The sequence below is a fragment of the Pseudomonas cichorii genome, from assembly GCF_003700275.1.
Classification (GTDB): domain Bacteria; phylum Pseudomonadota; class Gammaproteobacteria; order Pseudomonadales; family Pseudomonadaceae; genus Aquipseudomonas; species Aquipseudomonas cichorii_B.
The window spans coordinates 142,042-158,581 of record NZ_RBRE01000016.1; the positions used below are offsets into that span (position 1 = coordinate 142,042).

The window sequence follows — 16,540 nt, forward strand, 5'->3', positions numbered from 1 at the left end:
TCCGGGTATTGTCAGCGCCCGTTGTTGGCTCTCGAAGCGCATCAAGGATTAATGTCGTTCTAATACTAAGGTCGTCTGGAGTACGTGCCGGACCTGACTAAAGTTGATGGCGTGACATCCATCTGTGCTGCGAGGACAAAAACAATGAACGACAGCATTTACCTCTCGATTCAAAACAGCCCGCGCTTCAAGGAGCTGGTTTCCAAAAGAGAGCGTTTCGCCTGGATACTCTCGGCGATCATGCTCGGGCTCTATGCCGCATTCATTCTTCTGATTGCGTATGGGCCTCATATTCTGGGAGCCAAGATCAGTGCGACTTCAACCATTACCTGGGGCATGCCGATAGGGGTCGGTCTGATCATCTCGGCATTCATCCTGACGGGAATCTACGTACGCCGCGCCAACAGTGAGTTCGACGAACTGAACAATGCAATCCTCAAGGAGGCACAGCAATGATCCGTCGTCTCTCCGCGGCTTTAGGCCTGGCAGCATTCGCACCGACCCTCATGGCAGCCGACGCCCTTACCGGGGCAGTGCAGAAACAGCCTTTGAACCTGCCGGCGATCATCATGTTCGTGATGTTCGTGGCGTTCACTCTCTACATCACCTACTGGGCATCCAAGAAGAACAACTCGGCGTCCGACTACTACGCGGCAGGCGGCAAGATCACCGGTTTCCAGAACGGCCTGGCCATTGCGGGCGACTACATGTCGGCGGCGTCCTTCCTGGGTATTTCCGCACTGGTATACACCTCCGGCTACGACGGCCTGATCTACTCGATCGGCTTCCTAGTGGGCTGGCCGATCATTCTGTTCCTGATCGCCGAACGCCTGCGTAACCTGGGCAAGTACACCTTCGCCGACGTGGCATCCTATCGTCTCGGCCAGAAAGAGATTCGCACCCTGTCCGCCTGCGGTTCGCTGGTGGTGGTGGCGTTCTATCTGATTGCCCAGATGGTCGGTGCCGGCAAGCTGATCCAGTTGCTGTTCGGTCTGGACTACACCGTGGCGGTGATCCTGGTCGGTATCCTGATGTGCCTGTATGTGCTGTTCGGCGGCATGCTGGCGACCACCTGGGTACAGATCATCAAGGCGGTCATGCTGCTGTCGGGTGCCTCGTTCATGGCGCTGATGGTCATGAAGCACGTCAACTTCGACTTCAACATGCTGTTCTCCGAGGCGGTCAAGGTTCACCCTAAAGGTGAAGCGATCATGAGCCCTGGCGGCCTGGTGAAAGATCCGATCTCGGCGTTCTCCCTCGGTCTGGCACTGATGTTCGGTACCGCTGGCCTGCCACACATCCTGATGCGCTTCTTCACCGTGAGCGATGCCAAGGAAGCCCGCAAGTCGGTGTTCTACGCCACCGGTTTCATCGGCTACTTCTACATCCTGACCTTTATCATCGGCTTTGGCGCGATCCTGCTGGTCAGCACCAACCCGTTGTTCAAGGATGCAGCTGGCGCCCTGATCGGCGGTAACAACATGGCAGCGGTGCACCTGGCCAATGCCGTGGGCGGCAGCCTGTTCCTGGGCTTCATCTCGGCGGTAGCGTTTGCCACCATCCTGGCAGTGGTTGCGGGTCTGACCCTGGCCGGTGCTTCGGCGGTGTCTCACGACCTGTACGCCAGTGTGATCAAGAAGGGCAAGGCCAACGAGAAGGATGAGATCCGCGTTTCCAAGATGACGACTATCGCCCTGGCGGTCGTGGCCATCCTGTTGGGTATCGCCTTTGAAAGCCAGAACATTGCGTTCATGGTGGGCCTGGCGTTCTCCATCGCCGCGAGCTGCAACTTCCCGGTTCTGCTGCTCTCGATGTACTGGAAAAACCTGACCACTCGTGGCGCCATGATTGGCGGCTGGATGGGACTGATAAGTGCCGTCGTACTGATGGTGCTGGGTCCGACCATCTGGGTGCAGATCCTGCACAACCCGAAAGCCATCTTCCCGTACGAGTACCCGGCGCTGTTCTCCATCATCATCGCCTTTATCGGGATCTGGTTCTTCTCCATCACCGACAAGTCCAAGGCTGCAGAGGGCGAGCGTGCGCTGTTCTACCCGCAGTTCGTTCGTTCGCAGACTGGCCTGGGTGCCAGCGGTGCGTCGTCACACTAAGCTTTACAGGCAATAAAAAAAGCAGCCCCTCGGGCTGCTTTTTCATTGGGCGATCAACAAGGATTCATATCCTGCCAAGCAATACCAGCACCAGCAGAATGATCAGGATCGTACCGACCACGCCCGAAGGACCGTAGCCCCAGTTGCGCGAGTGCGGGAAGACCGGCAGACCGCCGATCAGTATCAGAATCAGAACGATGATAAGAATCGTGCTTATGCCCATGATGAGTTCCTTCTTTCCGTGAGTATTGAATGGCGACTGCAGTTAAAGCTTTGTACCGTGGTATAAAGTTTTCGCTGCTTGAAACATCCGACTGTGGCCGTTCTTGAAAGGTTCTAAATATTTCATGGATTTTTAATTATTTAAAAAATATGTTTTATTTCAATGGGTTGGGTGTATTTATGTTCGTGGTTTAAGCGGTTTTTAGTGGTGATAATTATTGAACTTTTCAGGCTTTATATGACGCAGTATTCCTCTTGAGGGAGAAGCGGGCAGCCTGAAAAGAATGAAACTTCTACAGGGGGTCGTTTCCATGCCTTATCGATTCGCTGCCGATGCGGTGGTCGTGTTCCATCTGCTGTTCATCGTGTTCGTACTTCTGGGTGCGCTGCTGGTACTGCGCAGGCCGTGGATCGGCTTTTTGCATGTCCCGGCCATGATCTGGGGCGCGGTAGTGGAGTTCTTTCACCTGAACTGTCCGTTGACGCCGCTGGAAAACAGTTTGCGCTTCAAGGCTGGTCAGCAAGGTTACGAAGGCGGTTTTATCGAGAACTATCTGATTCCGCTTATCTACCCGTCGGCGCTGACGCCGCAGATCCAGCTATGGCTGGGGATGGTCGTGGTATCAATCAATGCGCTGATTTATGGATGGCTGCTGGTTCGCTTCGTGCGTCGCCCCAGGCAGACATGAGGCACAGGTTTGCACCCGGCATTCAGCACCTTGATGGTGGCATTGCAGGCGCCCGGCTGTGATTACACTCCGGTCAACGTCCTGCAAACCACAAGGCATTTTTCCTATGCAAAATCGCATCATGATTACCGGCGCGGGCTCAGGGCTTGGTCGTGAAATAGCACTGCGCTGGGCTCGCGAGGGCTGGCAGCTGGCATTGTCGGATGTCAACGATGCCGGTTTGCAGGAAACCCTGGCGCTGGTGCGTGACGCCGGTGCGGATGGCTTTACCCAGCGCTGCGACGTGCGTGACTACAGCCAGCTCATGGCACTGGCCCAGGCCTGCGAAGAGCGCTTTGGCGGCATTGATATCATCGTCAATAATGCCGGGGTGGCTTCGGGTGGATTCTTCAGTGAGCTGTCGCTGGAGGATTGGGACTGGCAGATCGCGATCAACCTCATGGGCGTGGTCAAGGGCTGCAAGGCGTTCTTGCCGATGCTGGAGGCCAGCAAGGGCAGGATCATCAATATCGCCTCGATGGCGGCCTTGATGCAGGGGCCGGGCATGAGTAATTACAACGTTGCCAAGGCCGGTGTCGTAGCGCTGTCGGAGAGCCTGCTGGTGGAATTGAAGGAGCTGGAAGTCGGCGTGCATGTGGTGTGTCCGTCGTTCTTCCAGACCAACCTGCTGGACTCCTTCCGTGGTCCGACGCCGGCCATGAAGGCTCAGGTCGGAAAACTGCTGGAAAGCTCGCCAATCACCGCCACGGATATTGCCGATTACATTTTCGAGCATGTCGCCAAGGGCGAATTCATGATTCTGCCCCACGAGCAGGGACGTGATGCCTGGACCTTGAAACGCAAGCATCCGCAGGGGCTGTATGACGAGATGACCACCATGTGCGCCAAGATGCGCGCCAAGGCGCGACAGACAAAGGCGTGATTGGCTCGGTCAGGTCTTGAAGCCAGGTTTCGGGTCATCAGGAACAGTCTTTTTCTGCTAGGGTGCCGCCATTCAAGCCCTCACTGACGAGACTGCACCGTGCTCAACTACTTCTGGTTTTTCCTTGCCGCACTGTTCGAGATCTTCGGCTGTTATGCATTCTGGATGTGGTTGCGTCAGGGCAAGAGTGCCTTGTGGGTCATTCCGGCGCTTGTCAGCCTGACCCTTTTCGCGCTGCTCTTGACCCGGATTGAGGCGGCTTATGCCGGGCGCGCCTACGCGGCTTATGGCGGGATCTACATCATTGCGTCGATTGCCTGGCTGGGCGTGATCGAGCGGGTTCGCCCCTTGAGTTCCGACTGGCTGGGTGCGGCGTTGTGTGTGATTGGCGCGACAATCATTTTGCTGGGACCACGCTGGTCGGCGTCCTGAGCGCTGGTAAACAGCACTTTTCCTACTGTTTTTGTCCGCAAGTAAGACGTTTCTGACGGTGCTGTCTGGCGAGCTTGAAGGACGTTACTGATTTACCGCTGCCTCATTGAAGCGACCTTTTCGGGGGCGCACTCTGGACTCTTTCGTAATAACAAGAGAGTCGGAAAAATGCTGGTATTGACGCGGGAAATTGGTGAGGCCTTTTCCATCGGTGACAACATCACCGTGCAAATCCTCGGGGTGAACGGCAATCAGGTCCGGCTCGGCATCGACGCGCCCAAGGACATCAAGATCCATCGTGCTGAAGTGTTCCGCCGGATTGCCAGGAAACTCTCGCAGCAGGAAGCGGTATCAGAGTCGCCAGCGGCCTGAGCCTCAGTCGAAGTATTCCTTGGGTACATCATGCTTGGGCATCAGTTGGCATTGCTGGCTTTCGAGGTCGAAGAAAATCACCGCCTGGCCTTTGCTCAGGGCATGCCGCACGCGCAGTACGCGGGTTTGCAGTGGTGTTTCGTCACCATTGTCCGTGCCGTCGCGGGTCACGAAGTCTTCGATCAGGCGGGTAAGGGTGTCGGGTTCAAGTTGGTCGTAAGGGATCAGCATGGCGGTTCTCGGATCGGTAGCCGGCGATGATAGGCCTTTTCGCGAATGAATTCGCTCCCGGCCAGTCGGCTTGGGAGCGGATTCATCCACGAAAGGCTATGGCTCAGACCTCTTCGCGATTCTGCCCGATCAGGCTGTCCACAGGCGGTACGCGGGTGTCGGACTCCATCTGCGCATCATGTTCGATCTGATGACTGAAGCGCTCCAGTGAAGTCTGGGCCGGTTTGGCATCGCTGGCGAATACCGGTGGGCTGAGCATGTAGGCGCCCAGCAGTTTGCTCAGGGCCGCGAGGCTGTCGATATGGGTGCGTTCGTAACCGTGGGTCGCGTCGCAGCCAAAGGCCAGCAATGCTGTCCGGATGTCATGCCCCGAAGTCACTGCCGAGTGGGCATCGCTGTAGTAATAGCGAAACAGGTCGCGGCGCACGGGCAGTTCGTTTTCTACCCCAAGACGCAGCAGGTGCCGCGACAGGTGATAGTCGTAAGGCCCGCCCGAATCCTGCATCGCCACGCTCACGGCGTGCTCGCTGGAGTGCTGGCCCGGTGCGACCGGAGCGATATCGATGCCGACGAACTCGCTGACATCCCACGGCAGGACGCCTGCCGCACCGGTCCCGGTTTCCTCGGTGATGGTGAACAGCGGGTGGCAATCGATCAGCGGCTCTTCACCACTATCGACAATTGACTTGAGCGCAGCCAGCAATGCCGCGACGCCGGCCTTGTCGTCCAGGTGGCGGGCGCTGATATGCCCGCTTTCGGTAAATTCCGGCAATGGATCGAAAGCCACGAAGTCACCGATATTGATGCCCAGCGACTCGCAGTCGGCGCGGGTCGTGCAATAAGCGTCCAGGCGCAGTTCGACGTGCTCCCAGCTGATAGGCATTTCATCCACGGCGGTATTGAAGGCATGACCGGAAGCCATCAGCGGCAGAACGCTGCCACGAATCACGCCGGTATCGCTGAACACACTGACCCGGCTGCCTTCGGCAAACCGGCTGGACCAGCAACCGACGGCGGCCAGCGCCAGACGACCATTGTCCTTGACCTCGCGGACACTGGCACCAATGGTGTCCAGGTGGGCCGAGACGGCGCGATCCGGGCTGTTCTGTTTGCCCTTGAGCGTGGCGCGGATGGTCCCGCGTCGAGTCAGTTCAAACGGAATGCCCAGTTCTTCCAGGCGTTCGGCGACATAACGCACGATGGTATCGGTAAACCCCGTAGGGCTTGGAATTGCGAGCATTTCCAGCAGGACTTTCTGCAGGTAGTTCAGATCCGGGTCGGGGATTTTCTCAACAGGCATGGAGGTACTCCTTTGGAGCAGCGACAAGCGGCAAGCTTCAAGCTGCAAGCGTAGGTGATATCCGGGCTTGCAGCTTGATACTTGCAACTTGCCGCTACTGTTCAACCATGCACAGGCAGGCTGTGCGGAAACAGTAGATCGACGAAGCGTTCTGCAGTGGGTTGAGGTTCGTGGTTGGCGAGGCCAACGCGCTCGTTGGCTTCGATGAAGACGTATTCGGTCTGGTCGGCGGCGGGCACCATCAGGTCCAGGCCCACTACCGGAATGTCCAGTGCCCGTGCAGCACGTACGGCGGCATCGATGAGTACCGGATGCAGGATCGCGGTGACGTCTTCGAGGCAGCCGCCGGTGTGCAGGTTGGCGGTGCGGCGCACGGCAAGGCGCTGATCCATCGGCAGGATGCTGGAATAGTCATAGCCCGCATCGCGGACCGTGCGTTCGGTTTCCTCATCCATCGGGATCTTGCTTTCGCCACCGGTGGCGGCAGCGCGACGACGGCTGTGCGCCTCGATCAGTTGCTTGATGGTGTGGCGACCGTTGCCGGTGATTTCCGCAGGACGGCGAATAGCAGCGGCCACCACTTCAAAGCCGATCACCACGATGCGCAAGTCCAGACCTTCGTGAAAGCTTTCCAGAATCACGCGGGTGTCGAACTGACGGGCACGTTCGATGGCGTTCTGCACTTCATCGAATGTGCGCAGATCCACCGCTACGCCCTGGCCTTGCTCGCCATCCAGCGGCTTGACCACAATCTGGCCGTGCTCTTCGAGAAACGCCAGATTGTCATCGGCGCTGGCCGCTCGTTGCTGCGCGGGCAGGCGCAACCCTGCAGCCTTGAGGGTGCGGTGGGTCAGGCTCTTGTCCTGGCACAGGGTCATGCTGACTGCGCTGGTCAGATCACTCAGCGATTCACGGCAGCGCACGCGGCGTCCGCCGTAGCTCAGGGTGAACAGCCCGGCATCGGCATCATCGACCTGCACATCGATACCACGACGATGGGCTTCTTCGACGATGATTCGCGCATACGGATTGAAATCCGCCTCGGGGCCGGGCCCGAGAAACAGCGACTCATTGATACCGTTCTTGCGCTTGATGGCGAAGGTCGGCAGATTGCGAAACCCGAGCTTGGCGTACAGCGCCTTGGCCTGATTGTTGTCGTGCAGCACCGACAGGTCGAGGTAGCTGAGGCCACGACTCATGAAGTGCTCGATCAGATGACGCACCAGCACTTCACCCACGCCGGGGCGTGTGCATTGTGGATCTACGGCCAGGCACCACAGGCTGCTGCCTTTTTCTGGATCGTTGAAAGCCTTTTGATGATTCAGGCCCATGACACTGCCGATCACCGCATTGCTGCTTTCATCTTCGGCCAGCCAGTAGACCGGGCCGCCCAGATGACGCGGTGTCAGCAGGGCCGGATCGATCGGCAGCATGCCGCGCGCCAGATAAAGGTTATTGATGGCCTGCCAGTCGGCCTCGCTCTGTGCCCGACGAATGCGAAAGCCGCGGAATACCCGCTGCGCAGGGCGGTAATCGCTGAACCACAGGCGCAGAGTGTCGGACGGATCGAGAAACAACTGCTGAGGCGACTGCGCCAGCACCTGCTGGGGCGCCGCCACGTACAGTGCTATATCCCGTTCGCCGGGTTTTTCGTGGAGCAGTTCCTGAGCCAGCGCGGCCGGGTCGGGATAGGTATGGCCAATCAACAGGCGGCCCCAGCCGCAATGCAGGGCCAGCGGCTCTGCATCGGGCTGGCTGCCGTCTTCGGCGAAACGGGCCTGCAAGCGCTCATAGGAGGGCGACTGGGTGCGCAACAATCGTTGGCTGTAAGCCGTCGCATTGTGTTTCATCGATCAGAGTCCTTGTTCGCTGAGCCACAGATTCAGCGCTGCCAATTGCCACAGCTTGGAGCCGCGTAACGGCGTGAGTTGGCCCTGAGGGTTGGTCAGCAGGGTGTCGATCATCGACGGGTTGAACAGACCGCGATCCTGGCTCGGGTCCAGCAGCAGCTCGCGTACCCAGTTGAGGGTATCGCCCTGCAAGTGCTTGAGTCCCGGCACCGGGAAGTAGCCTTTCTTGCGGTCGATGACCTCGGAAGGGATCACCAGGCGCGCCGCCTCCTTCAGGACATGTTTGCCGCCATCGGGCAATTTGAACTTGCCCGGAATGCGTGCCGACAGCTCGACCAGGCGATAGTCGAGAAACGGTGTCCGGGCTTCCAGGCCCCAGGCCATGGTCATGTTGTCGACCCGTTTGACCGGGTCATCCACCAGCATCACCGTGCTGTCCAGGCGCAAGGCCTTGTCCACGGCGGCGGTGGCGCCTGGCTGGGCGAAGTGATCGCGTACGAAATCACCCGCAGCGTCGTTGGCGGTCAGCCATTTGGCTTGTACGGTCGCGGTGTATTCGTCGTAGCTGCGGTCCACGAACGCTGCACGATAGGCCGCTACCGGATCGCTTGCGCCATCGACCTGCGGATACCAGTGATAACCGGCAAACAGTTCGTCAGCACCCTGGCCGCTCTGTACCACTTTGCAGTGTTTGGCCACTTCACGGGACAACAGATAGAACGCGATGCAGTCATGGCTGACCATCGGCTCGCTCATGGCACGGAAGGCAGCAGGCAATTGCTCGATGATCTCGCTTTCCTGAATCCGCAACTGGTGATGGCGGGTCCCATAGTGCCTGGCGATCAGGTCCGAATACTGGAATTCGTCGCCGCGTTCGCCACCGGCATCCTGAAAGCCGATGGAGAAGGTCGAAAGGTCTTCGACGCCGACCTCACGCAACAGGCCGACCAGCATGCTCGAATCGACACCGCCGGAAAGCAGCACGCCGACATCCACAGCAGCGCGCTGACGAATCGACACCGCTTCACGGGTGCTGTCCAGCACGCGGTCGCGCCAGTCTTCCAGGGTCAGGTGCTGCTCGTCGTCATGCGGACCATACGGCAGATGCCACCAGGTCTGCTGCTCGATCTTGCCGTTGGCCTGAATGCGCATCCAACTGGCAGGCGGTAGTTTTTCGACACCAGCCAGCAATGTGCGCGGTGCAGGCACCACGGCATGGAAATTCAGATAGTGATTGAGGGCAATCGGGTCGAGCATCGGGCTGATATCGCCGCCCTTGAGCAGCGCTGGCAACGTCGAGGCGAAGCGCAGGCGCTTGTCGGTGTGCGACAGATACAGCGGCTTGACGCCCAGACGGTCGCGAGCGATGAACAGTTGCTGGGTGTCACGCTCCCAGATGGCAAAGGCAAACATGCCATTGAGCTTGGGCAGCATGTCCGCGCCCCAGGCGTGATAGCCCTTGAGCAATACTTCGGTATCGCCACCGGAGTGGAACTGATAGCCCATGCTTTCCAGCTCGGCACGCAGCTCAGGGAAGTTATAGACCGCACCATTGAAGGCCATGGACAGGCCCAACTGGCTATCGACCATGGGCTGGGCCGAACCGTCGGACAAGTCCATGATTTTCAGTCGGCGATGGCCCAGGGCAATCGGCCCCTGACTGTGAAAGCCCCAGGCATCCGGGCCACGTGGCGCCAGATCATGAGTAATGCGTTCAACAGCGGCTAGGTCCGCTGGTTGATGGTCGAAACGTAATTCACCTGCTAATCCGCACATAATTCCTTACCGGGTTTCCGTTGGGGAGGTGACTGAAAGAATGCAGTCACCCAGAAACTGACCCGGAGGAGTTAAGGGAGTTTTAGAACAAAAAGTTATAAGTGTTTGGGGGGAGCATGTTTCTGCTGATCAATCCGACAGTTGGCGACTGACATAACTGTCAGTACCTGATGCTGGTTTGAAAGCGCAATCTTGGGGGCAAGACGGGGTCGTTCCTGACTCCGACCAATGCCTGGGAGCATGGCTATGGACAGCACAAATGATTGGGTCGCGTTGAGTCGTATCATTTCGGATCGTGACTTGATGGAGGGAGAAAAACTACAGGTCCGACTGGTTGAGAGCCAGAGCGGGAATCTGGTTGAGGTCGTTCAGTTCACCCCGGAACCCGATGGCCTCGGGCAATACATCTGGCCTCAGCGCCTGGCAGAGCGTATCAACCTTATTGCAGACAACATGCGAGCCGGGGTCCGGCAAACCGACGGATCATTCAAGGCTGAGTCCAGTAGCTATCTGAATGAGCTATGGGCTGAAAACGGTACTGACCGGACCTTTTTCACGACGGCATGTGATCTCAAAGGCTGGACGGATCTGGGCGCGATAACGTCGATTGGCTCTTTACCCAAGGGGTCGTCGATTACGTGTCGCTTATCGAGCAAGGACCATGGCGACGAATACCAGACCCTGGTGGTGCCAATTCTGGATGATCAGTGTGATCGTTACACTTGGCCGGCTTTTCTGAGTCGCTCAATCAATGAAGCGGGCAACCTGTTGAGGGCTGGTGAAAAAAACGAATCCAGCAAGACCTTTGTTCCTATCGGCAGCAGTTATCGGAATCACCTGTGGGGACCCTCCGGGTTTCCTCTCTCGGCTCAATATCAGGTTTCATTGTCCAATAGCGCATTGGTCAGTGCGTCGAGTATTTATGAATCCTTGTGCACTCAGGTGATGGTAAAGCCACCTACTTCACAAGTGATTGATGGATGGCTGAAGGGGTTTGTCGGCGGCAAGTTTCAGGACCTTTCTTATCCGGTTGCAGGTACACCAGTGAGTGATGTAACCCCATTGATTACCCATCTGGAGCGTACGTTACAAATAGCCAGCTATTTATATCAACAGACTTCTCCCTTGCCAGTCGATTATCAGGTCAAAGCGTTTGAGGCCCTTGTTTTTTTTGCTGCGCAAGATTATCGAACGACTAACTGGTGGTATAGAAATATCGGCTTGGCCAAGCTGGCTGGCAGGGCTGGGCTGTTGCTTGCAAAACATTTGAAGCAGCAGGAGTTGATGAGTATTTTCATTCCTTATGCAATGAGAACCACGAATACCTACAGCTTCACCCAGACGGGTGCCAATCTTGCCGATTTTGCATCCATTCAAATTGTCTGGAGTCTTTGTGCCTGGAAAAACTCAAATGAAGATACATACCTTCTCTATCTGAGAGCTTCAGCTGATGTACTGTCCGAGTTATGCATGCCTGTGGAACGAAATGGGGCACAGCATGGGGAAGGAATAAGTGTTGATTACTCCATAAGCCAGCACAACGCTTTACACAATGGTGTGTATTGCTCACAGCTTTACTCCGGGACCTATGGTGCTGAATTATTGGGCAGGATCCTTGAGAGCATGGCTGTTCTGAGTAATGAGTTTGCACTGACGAGTTTGGCACTTCGTGAGTTGATAAAGGTCGTTGTGAATGGTAATGGATGGATGGGATTTGCCCGTCATCTCGACTTTCATGTCTGCGGCAGGGCGATCAGTCGCGGGGTGCTGATGAGTACCTACTATGCAAACTGGGCCAGGATGCTTTTACCCATTGCCGATGAGGAGAACAAGAAAGCGTTGAGCGAATTGATCCGTCGTGCAGAAGGCGATGAATCCAATAATCAATATTACAAGGGCGGCCGAATTTTTTGGGCCAATGATTATATGGCCCACATCGGTTCCAGCTATTGCTTGTGGGCCAAGGCCATCTCCACCCGTACCGTGGGCGGGGAGGGGGGCAATGGAGAAAATCCCAAAGGGTATTACATGGGGGCCGGTACCTATTTCCTGACTCGTCACGGTAAAGAGTATGAAGGTATCCAGCCTGTCTGGGACTGGCAGCGCCTGCCAGGGACCACGGTTGAGCAAGTGCCCGACTTTATATGGCCCAATATTTGGGGGGTAAATATGTGGGGCAGCCATGATTTTGCTGGCGGAGTCAGTGACGGGAAAAGAAGCATCCTGTCCATGGAGTTGAGCAGAGGCTATGTGACCCATGCTTACAAGAGCGTGATAGCGCTGGAAAATCACATTGTTTGCATGGGTACCAGAATCGACAGCAGCACGGCTGTTCATCCGGTGGTGACCAGCATCAATCAGTGCATCGCCAATGGGCCGGTGCGTTATATCGATACAAAAGGCGAAGAGCATACCGTTGCAGTGGGGGAATCCGTCACCGCCGATGATATTCATATGGTTTATCACGACGGGTTCGTCTACAGGTTTGGATTCCTGTGGGTTTACCCCAGCGTCACGATTGAAGTGAAGCTGTGTGCAGGCAGGTGGTCCGATATCAATGTGGGTGGTTCGCCCGATAAAGTGGAACATCCTGTGTTCTCGATATGGATCAATCATGCCCATGGGGAAAACGGTTCTTATCTCTATGAGGTTAGGGTCGCTGACGACTTCCCGGAAACACGCTCCGTGTTGGCAGTGCCAGAGATAACGGCGGATCTGCATTTCTGGGCGGATGCAGACGGTGCCTTGGTAGGGAGCTTCTTCAATCCATACGTTGCGGACGACGCGGCTGACAACAGTGAGTCTGTACTATTGCCGGAGCAGTCATGTTCATTCATCTATAAATCGGAAGGTACTCAGTTCAGCCTGATGTGTGCCGATCCAACGCAGACCCGGGACACGTTGTCGTTTATCGTCGAGCAGGATAAGGACGGGACTGGCCAGCGACGCATCGAAGTGCCGCTGCCGCAGGGCGATGATCGTGGTCGGGCGGTGTCAGGAATATACCCGTTGGGCAGCAAATAGGTTTTTCGGATCAGGGAGGGCGCTGTACGAACTGTTTGCGACGCAGCATTCGTACAGAGCCTAATACCCCGTCATCTCCAGATACCCGACCCCGGTCTGGCTGCCGCTGACCTTTACCGGTCCTTCCCAGTAGGGAATGCTCACGTTCATCCAGGCCTTGGGGTTCAGGGCGTCGGTGGTGATATCCAGATTCCTGCCGGGGATTCTGATCGACCAGCGGGTAGGTAAACGACGCCCGGCGATTTCAGTCTCGCTTAGCGGTTTCATCTCCACGTCACTGGCCTGCAGGCTCTGCGTCTTGCCCTCTGCGCTGATCCAGGTGCCGCTCAGATAAGGGTCGCCGTTCTTGTGGCGCATGCGATAGAGCATTACCTGTTCGCCATCTGCCAGATGCAGGGAAAACCAGTCCCAGCCGGTCTGGCTGGCCGTCAGCAGCTGGCTGCTCCATTCCCGGTCCAGCCAGGCATGCCCGCTGACCTGATAGCTTTTGCCGTCCATTTCCAGTGTGCCGCTGGCCTCGAAAAACGGCTGGCTGTAGTAGTACGAAGCCTGTCCAAGGTCGGATTTCTGGCTGTAACCCTGTTTGCCTTGCAGCACCAGTGGCTTGCTTGAGGTGAGTTGCAGGTCATAGCGGAAGTCCTGGCCGCTGGCTTTCAATTGCATACGCGCCAGTGGAGTCTGCACTTGTGACTGGCTGACCAGCGACCAGTCATCGATCCACGCCGTGAGCGGCGTCAGTTTCACGCCCGCCTGCTCGACGCCGCCGCGTGCATAGCGCTCTGCTGCATGATGGCGGGTCGCGGAAGTCGCGGCGGCATGGCCCAGCCAGATTGTGTTGTCGTTCCAGCCTGTTCCTTGCACGCCGGGACGCAGGCTGTTGCGGAACAGCGTCCATTGCACGCCGAAATCCTGGCCCTGTTGATCCTTGAGGGTGGCGGTGATGTACCACCATTCGATACGAAACCCGGGATGCTGGCCATGATCCTCGGGAAACGAGAACAACCGTCCTGGCGTTACCTGGGAAAATTCGTCGGCCTGGCTGCCCAGCCCTGCGAAACCGCTTTCGGGCGGCTGCTGATTGTCGCAGGCGGCCAGCAGGAGGATGAAGCCTGCGAGCACTAACCGCCAGTCAGTTTTCATGGGCGAAGGTCCTGAGCAGATCGGCAGGCCGGGTCCGGTACAGCTTGAGCAATGGCCAGGTCGAGGCCAGCAGAGTGGCCAACAGCGCCAGCGCCATCAATTGCAGCAGTTGCAGCGGGAAAACATGCAAAGGCAGGCGCCAACCGAAGGCCTGCACATTGATGACCGTATTCAGGCACCAGGCCAGCATCAGCCCGAGAGGCAGGGCAAACAACACGGTCAGCACAGCCAGCAGCCAGGTCTGGCCCAGATTGAGCAGCATCAACTGACGGCGGGTCACGCCCAGCGCCCAGAGCGGTGCCAGTTGCCCGAGTCGGCTCTGACTCTGGGTCAGCAGGCCGATGAACAAGGCCACGCCCGCGACCCCCAGGGTCAGGCTGTTGAGCGCGGCAGTGGCCGCGAAGGTGCGCTCGAACACTTGGTACGACCAGCGCTTGAGCTGGCTTTGTTCGATGATGCTGTTGTCGTCGAGGGCAAAGCGGTTTTGCAGTTCGCTTACCAGTGCCGGTATTGCCGCTTGATTGATTTTCAGGTTGAAGCGATTGGCTGTCAGCTGTGGCCAGTGGCTGAGCAAGTGGGTGGCATTGACCAGCAGATGGCCCTTGGGATTGCCATAGTCGGCGTAGATACCCACGATCCGCGGTGCCCATTTGCCGCTGGGGACCGGCAGGCTCAGGGTATCGCCGAGCCCGAGCTTGAGCCGTCTGGCCAGCTGTTCGCTGAGCATGATGCTGTCTTCCCGAGTCATGTGATCCCAGGGATCTTCCGCGCTCGATTCCAGCAACTGCCAGTGCTGGCGATAAGTCGGATGATCTATTGCGCCGAACAGGTCGGCAGGCCAGCCCTGCAACTGGATCGGCACCTGCCAGTTGGGCAGCACGGCCGTGATATCGCTTCGCTGGTTCAGCCAGGTTTGCATCTCGCGGGCCTGATCCGGATTTTGCGGAGTGACGTACAGATCGGCAGACAGGCGTTGTTCCAGCCAGTCGGCGAAGGTTTGGCGAAACCCCGATGTCATGTTGCCGGCTCCGATATTGGCCGCCATTGCCAGCAGCAAGGCCATCAGCGCCAGACTCAAGGCCGGCAATTGTTGCCTGCAATCGGCGAGAAACCATTGGCCCAGCACCGAGCGGCTGCGTGTCAGCAAGCCGCCCAGCAGCGTATCGAGCACGACCGGCAAACTCAGCGCAGCACTCAGCAACACGGCGGAAATCAATACAAAGCCCATGATCAGGCTGTTGCCGAAAAGCCAGGCGGCCAGAGCAACGAGCGCGCTGCCTGCCGCAATCCAGGCCTGACGCCGCAACCAGCGGGCATGGGCCTGATGCCAGGCTTGTGCATTGGCCAGTGCCAGCAAGGGCAGACGTGCGGCACGCAAGAGGCTGCCGACTCCGGCCAGCAGCGCCCCGAACAGGCTCAAGGCAATACCGTTGAGCCACCAGCCGAGACTCAGATTCAATTGTCCGCCCACCTCGGCGCCGTACAGACCGCGCAGACTGGCTGCGACATCCGGCAGCAACAGGCTGGCCAACAGATAACCGCTGACCACGCCGAACATGCCGCCCAGTAGCGCCATGACGCCCAGTTCCAGAGCCAGCGCCGCAATCGACATGCGAGCGCTGACGCCTGAAGCACGCAAGTTGCGGATCAGGCCCCGGCGTTGCTCAAGTGCCAGGCCTATGGCGGCATGCACGATAAACAGCCCGACGACAAAGGACAGCACGCCCAGCGCATTCAGGTTCAGGTGAAAGCTGGCGGTCAGGCGTTGCAGGTTGTTGTCTTCGCCACTGTTTCTTATCACCAGTTGTTCGCTGAGTGCCGCGGGCAATAGCGGATGTTCGGCTGCAAAGTTCTTGGGTAGTAACAGGCGGGATAACTGGTTGGGCATGTTCAGCAGCGCCTGGGCGAAGCCGATATCGGTCAACAGGATTCCCGGCGCCATATCCGCCTGCAGGTGCAAGGGCGGCAGGGCCAGACCGTTTTCAGTCAATGGCCGCTGGCCTTCCTGCATGCCGAGTGCCTGCAGGGTTTGCGGAGCAATCCAGGTCGCGCCGGGAGATGTCAGGAAGTCGATGACCTGACGGGTATCCAGGGTTTTTCCGGCAATGGCAGAGCCATTGGGCAGGGTTACCGGCTCGATGCCGATCAATTGCAGGCGCTGGTCTTCCCGTCCTTTCAAGGTGATGCGGCCTTGTACCATGGGCGATACCGGCCAGCCGATTCGCCGCAGGCTGATGAACAGATCCTGCGAGAAAGCCGCGCCATTGGGCGACGCCAGACTGGCTTGCGGTTCGCCACCGATCAACTGGCTGGTGCGTTGATAGCTTTCCCGTGCCTGGCTGTTGAGTGCCAGTACCCCGGTCAACAGGCTGGTGGCCAGCCACAGCCCGGTCAACAGGCTGAAAAGCTGAACCGGGTGGCGCCGCCAGTGGCTGAACAGGGCGCGCAATGTCCAATAAAACACTCGCATA

Annotated in this window: 14 protein-coding genes; 7 read left to right on the forward strand and 7 right to left on the reverse strand. The window is 57.8% G+C overall.

What is annotated here, in order from left to right:
- The first annotated feature begins 144 nt into the window (after nucleotides 1-144).
- Together ALQ04_RS04725 and ALQ04_RS04730 are read left to right on the forward strand one after the other, a co-directional pair.
- Nucleotides 145-456 (forward strand): DUF485 domain-containing protein, encoded by a 312-nt coding sequence (locus ALQ04_RS04725; RefSeq protein ID WP_122314697.1) that lies wholly within the window; start codon nucleotides 145-147, stop codon nucleotides 454-456.
- Nucleotides 453-2,111: a cation acetate symporter gene (locus ALQ04_RS04730; RefSeq protein WP_122314698.1), complete on the forward strand. Its 1,659-nt coding sequence runs from the start codon at nucleotides 453-455 to the stop codon at nucleotides 2,109-2,111. Before ALQ04_RS04725 ends, ALQ04_RS04730 begins: the two co-directional genes overlap by 4 nt.
- Before the next feature lie 64 nt (nucleotides 2,112-2,175).
- Here ALQ04_RS04730 and ALQ04_RS04735 read toward each other — a convergent pair whose 3' ends face one another.
- Nucleotides 2,176-2,334 carry a DUF3309 family protein gene (locus ALQ04_RS04735; protein ID WP_122314699.1) on the reverse strand — a complete coding sequence of 53 codons (159 nt, stop codon included), beginning with the start codon at nucleotides 2,332-2,334 and terminating at the stop codon, nucleotides 2,176-2,178.
- Nucleotides 2,335-2,644: 310 nt separating this feature from the next.
- Here ALQ04_RS04735 and ALQ04_RS04740 point away from each other — a divergent pair, with 310 nt between their 5' ends.
- The 4 genes from ALQ04_RS04740 to csrA all read left to right on the forward strand — a co-directional run bounded on the left by ALQ04_RS04740 (nucleotide 2,645) and on the right by csrA (nucleotide 4,748).
- Entirely contained in the window at nucleotides 2,645-3,022 is a 378-nt protein-coding gene (locus tag ALQ04_RS04740) for a DUF2784 domain-containing protein (protein ID WP_122314700.1), read from the forward strand.
- Nucleotides 3,023-3,128: 106 nt separating this feature from the next.
- The gene (locus tag ALQ04_RS04745) at nucleotides 3,129-3,944 is read left to right on the forward strand and encodes an SDR family oxidoreductase (protein ID WP_122314701.1); all 816 of its coding nucleotides are present in this window, start codon (nucleotides 3,129-3,131) and stop codon (nucleotides 3,942-3,944) included.
- Nucleotides 3,945-4,043: 99 nt separating this feature from the next.
- The gene (locus ALQ04_RS04750) at nucleotides 4,044-4,376 is read left to right on the forward strand and encodes a YnfA family protein (protein ID WP_122314702.1); all 333 of its coding nucleotides are present in this window, start codon (nucleotides 4,044-4,046) and stop codon (nucleotides 4,374-4,376) included.
- Between the two features lie 168 nt (nucleotides 4,377-4,544).
- Nucleotides 4,545-4,748, forward strand: coding sequence for a carbon storage regulator CsrA (csrA, locus tag ALQ04_RS04755; RefSeq protein ID WP_122314703.1), 204 nt, complete (start codon nucleotides 4,545-4,547; stop codon nucleotides 4,746-4,748).
- 3 nt (nucleotides 4,749-4,751) lie between these two features.
- Here the strand turns inward: csrA and ALQ04_RS04760 are convergent, their stop codons facing one another.
- The 4 genes from ALQ04_RS04760 to ALQ04_RS04775 form a co-directional block, all read right to left on the reverse strand.
- Nucleotides 4,752-4,979, reverse strand: a complete 228-nt coding sequence (locus tag ALQ04_RS04760) for a YheU family protein (protein WP_025261120.1) — start codon at nucleotides 4,977-4,979, stop codon at nucleotides 4,752-4,754.
- Between the two features lie 103 nt (nucleotides 4,980-5,082).
- Complete coding sequence (locus tag ALQ04_RS04765) at nucleotides 5,083-6,279, reverse strand: osmoprotectant NAGGN system M42 family peptidase (protein WP_122314704.1); 1,197 nt, start codon at nucleotides 6,277-6,279, stop codon at nucleotides 5,083-5,085.
- Between the two features lie 101 nt (nucleotides 6,280-6,380).
- Entirely contained in the window at nucleotides 6,381-8,129 is a 1,749-nt protein-coding gene (gene ngg, locus ALQ04_RS04770) for an N-acetylglutaminylglutamine synthetase (RefSeq protein WP_122314705.1), read from the reverse strand.
- 3 nt (nucleotides 8,130-8,132) lie between these two features.
- Nucleotides 8,133-9,905, reverse strand: coding sequence for an N-acetylglutaminylglutamine amidotransferase (locus tag ALQ04_RS04775; protein ID WP_122314706.1), 1,773 nt, complete (start codon nucleotides 9,903-9,905; stop codon nucleotides 8,133-8,135).
- 246 nt (nucleotides 9,906-10,151) lie between these two features.
- On the opposite strand from ALQ04_RS04775, the gene ALQ04_RS04780 reads away from it, so the two are divergent.
- Entirely contained in the window at nucleotides 10,152-12,929 is a 2,778-nt protein-coding gene (locus tag ALQ04_RS04780) for a polysaccharide lyase family 8 super-sandwich domain-containing protein (RefSeq protein ID WP_183142112.1), read from the forward strand.
- A gap of 60 nt (nucleotides 12,930-12,989) precedes the next feature.
- Here ALQ04_RS04780 and ALQ04_RS04785 read toward each other — a convergent pair whose 3' ends face one another.
- The gene (locus ALQ04_RS04785; RefSeq protein ID WP_122314707.1) at nucleotides 12,990-14,069 is read right to left on the reverse strand and encodes a lipocalin-like domain-containing protein; all 1,080 of its coding nucleotides are present in this window, start codon (nucleotides 14,067-14,069) and stop codon (nucleotides 12,990-12,992) included.
- Entirely contained in the window at nucleotides 14,059-16,539 is a 2,481-nt protein-coding gene (locus ALQ04_RS04790) for an ABC transporter permease (RefSeq protein WP_122314708.1), read from the reverse strand. Before ALQ04_RS04790 ends, ALQ04_RS04785 begins: the two co-directional genes overlap by 11 nt.
- Nucleotide 16,540: the final 1 nt, after the last annotated feature.

Coding starts and splice junctions, on each gene's coding strand:
- ALQ04_RS04730 (WP_122314698.1), top strand. CDS start 453: ATGATCCGTCGTCTCTCCGCGGCTTTAGGCCTGGCAGCATTCGCACCG.
- ALQ04_RS04725 (WP_122314697.1), top strand. CDS start 145: ATGAACGACAGCATTTACCTCTCGATTCAAAACAGCCCGCGCTTCAAG.
- ALQ04_RS04735 (WP_122314699.1), bottom strand. CDS start 2,334: ATGGGCATAAGCACGATTCTTATCATCGTTCTGATTCTGATACTGATC.
- ALQ04_RS04765 (WP_122314704.1), bottom strand. CDS start 6,279: ATGCCTGTTGAGAAAATCCCCGACCCGGATCTGAACTACCTGCAGAAA.
- ALQ04_RS04775 (WP_122314706.1), bottom strand. CDS start 9,905: ATGTGCGGATTAGCAGGTGAATTACGTTTCGACCATCAACCAGCGGAC.
- ALQ04_RS04790 (WP_122314708.1), bottom strand. CDS start 16,539: ATGCGAGTGTTTTATTGGACATTGCGCGCCCTGTTCAGCCACTGGCGG.
- ALQ04_RS04745 (WP_122314701.1), top strand. CDS start 3,129: ATGCAAAATCGCATCATGATTACCGGCGCGGGCTCAGGGCTTGGTCGT.
- csrA (WP_122314703.1), top strand. CDS start 4,545: ATGCTGGTATTGACGCGGGAAATTGGTGAGGCCTTTTCCATCGGTGAC.
- ALQ04_RS04780 (WP_183142112.1), top strand. CDS start 10,152: ATGGACAGCACAAATGATTGGGTCGCGTTGAGTCGTATCATTTCGGAT.
- ALQ04_RS04760 (WP_025261120.1), bottom strand. CDS start 4,979: ATGCTGATCCCTTACGACCAACTTGAACCCGACACCCTTACCCGCCTG.
- ngg (WP_122314705.1), bottom strand. CDS start 8,129: ATGAAACACAATGCGACGGCTTACAGCCAACGATTGTTGCGCACCCAG.
- ALQ04_RS04740 (WP_122314700.1), top strand. CDS start 2,645: ATGCCTTATCGATTCGCTGCCGATGCGGTGGTCGTGTTCCATCTGCTG.
- ALQ04_RS04785 (WP_122314707.1), bottom strand. CDS start 14,069: ATGAAAACTGACTGGCGGTTAGTGCTCGCAGGCTTCATCCTCCTGCTG.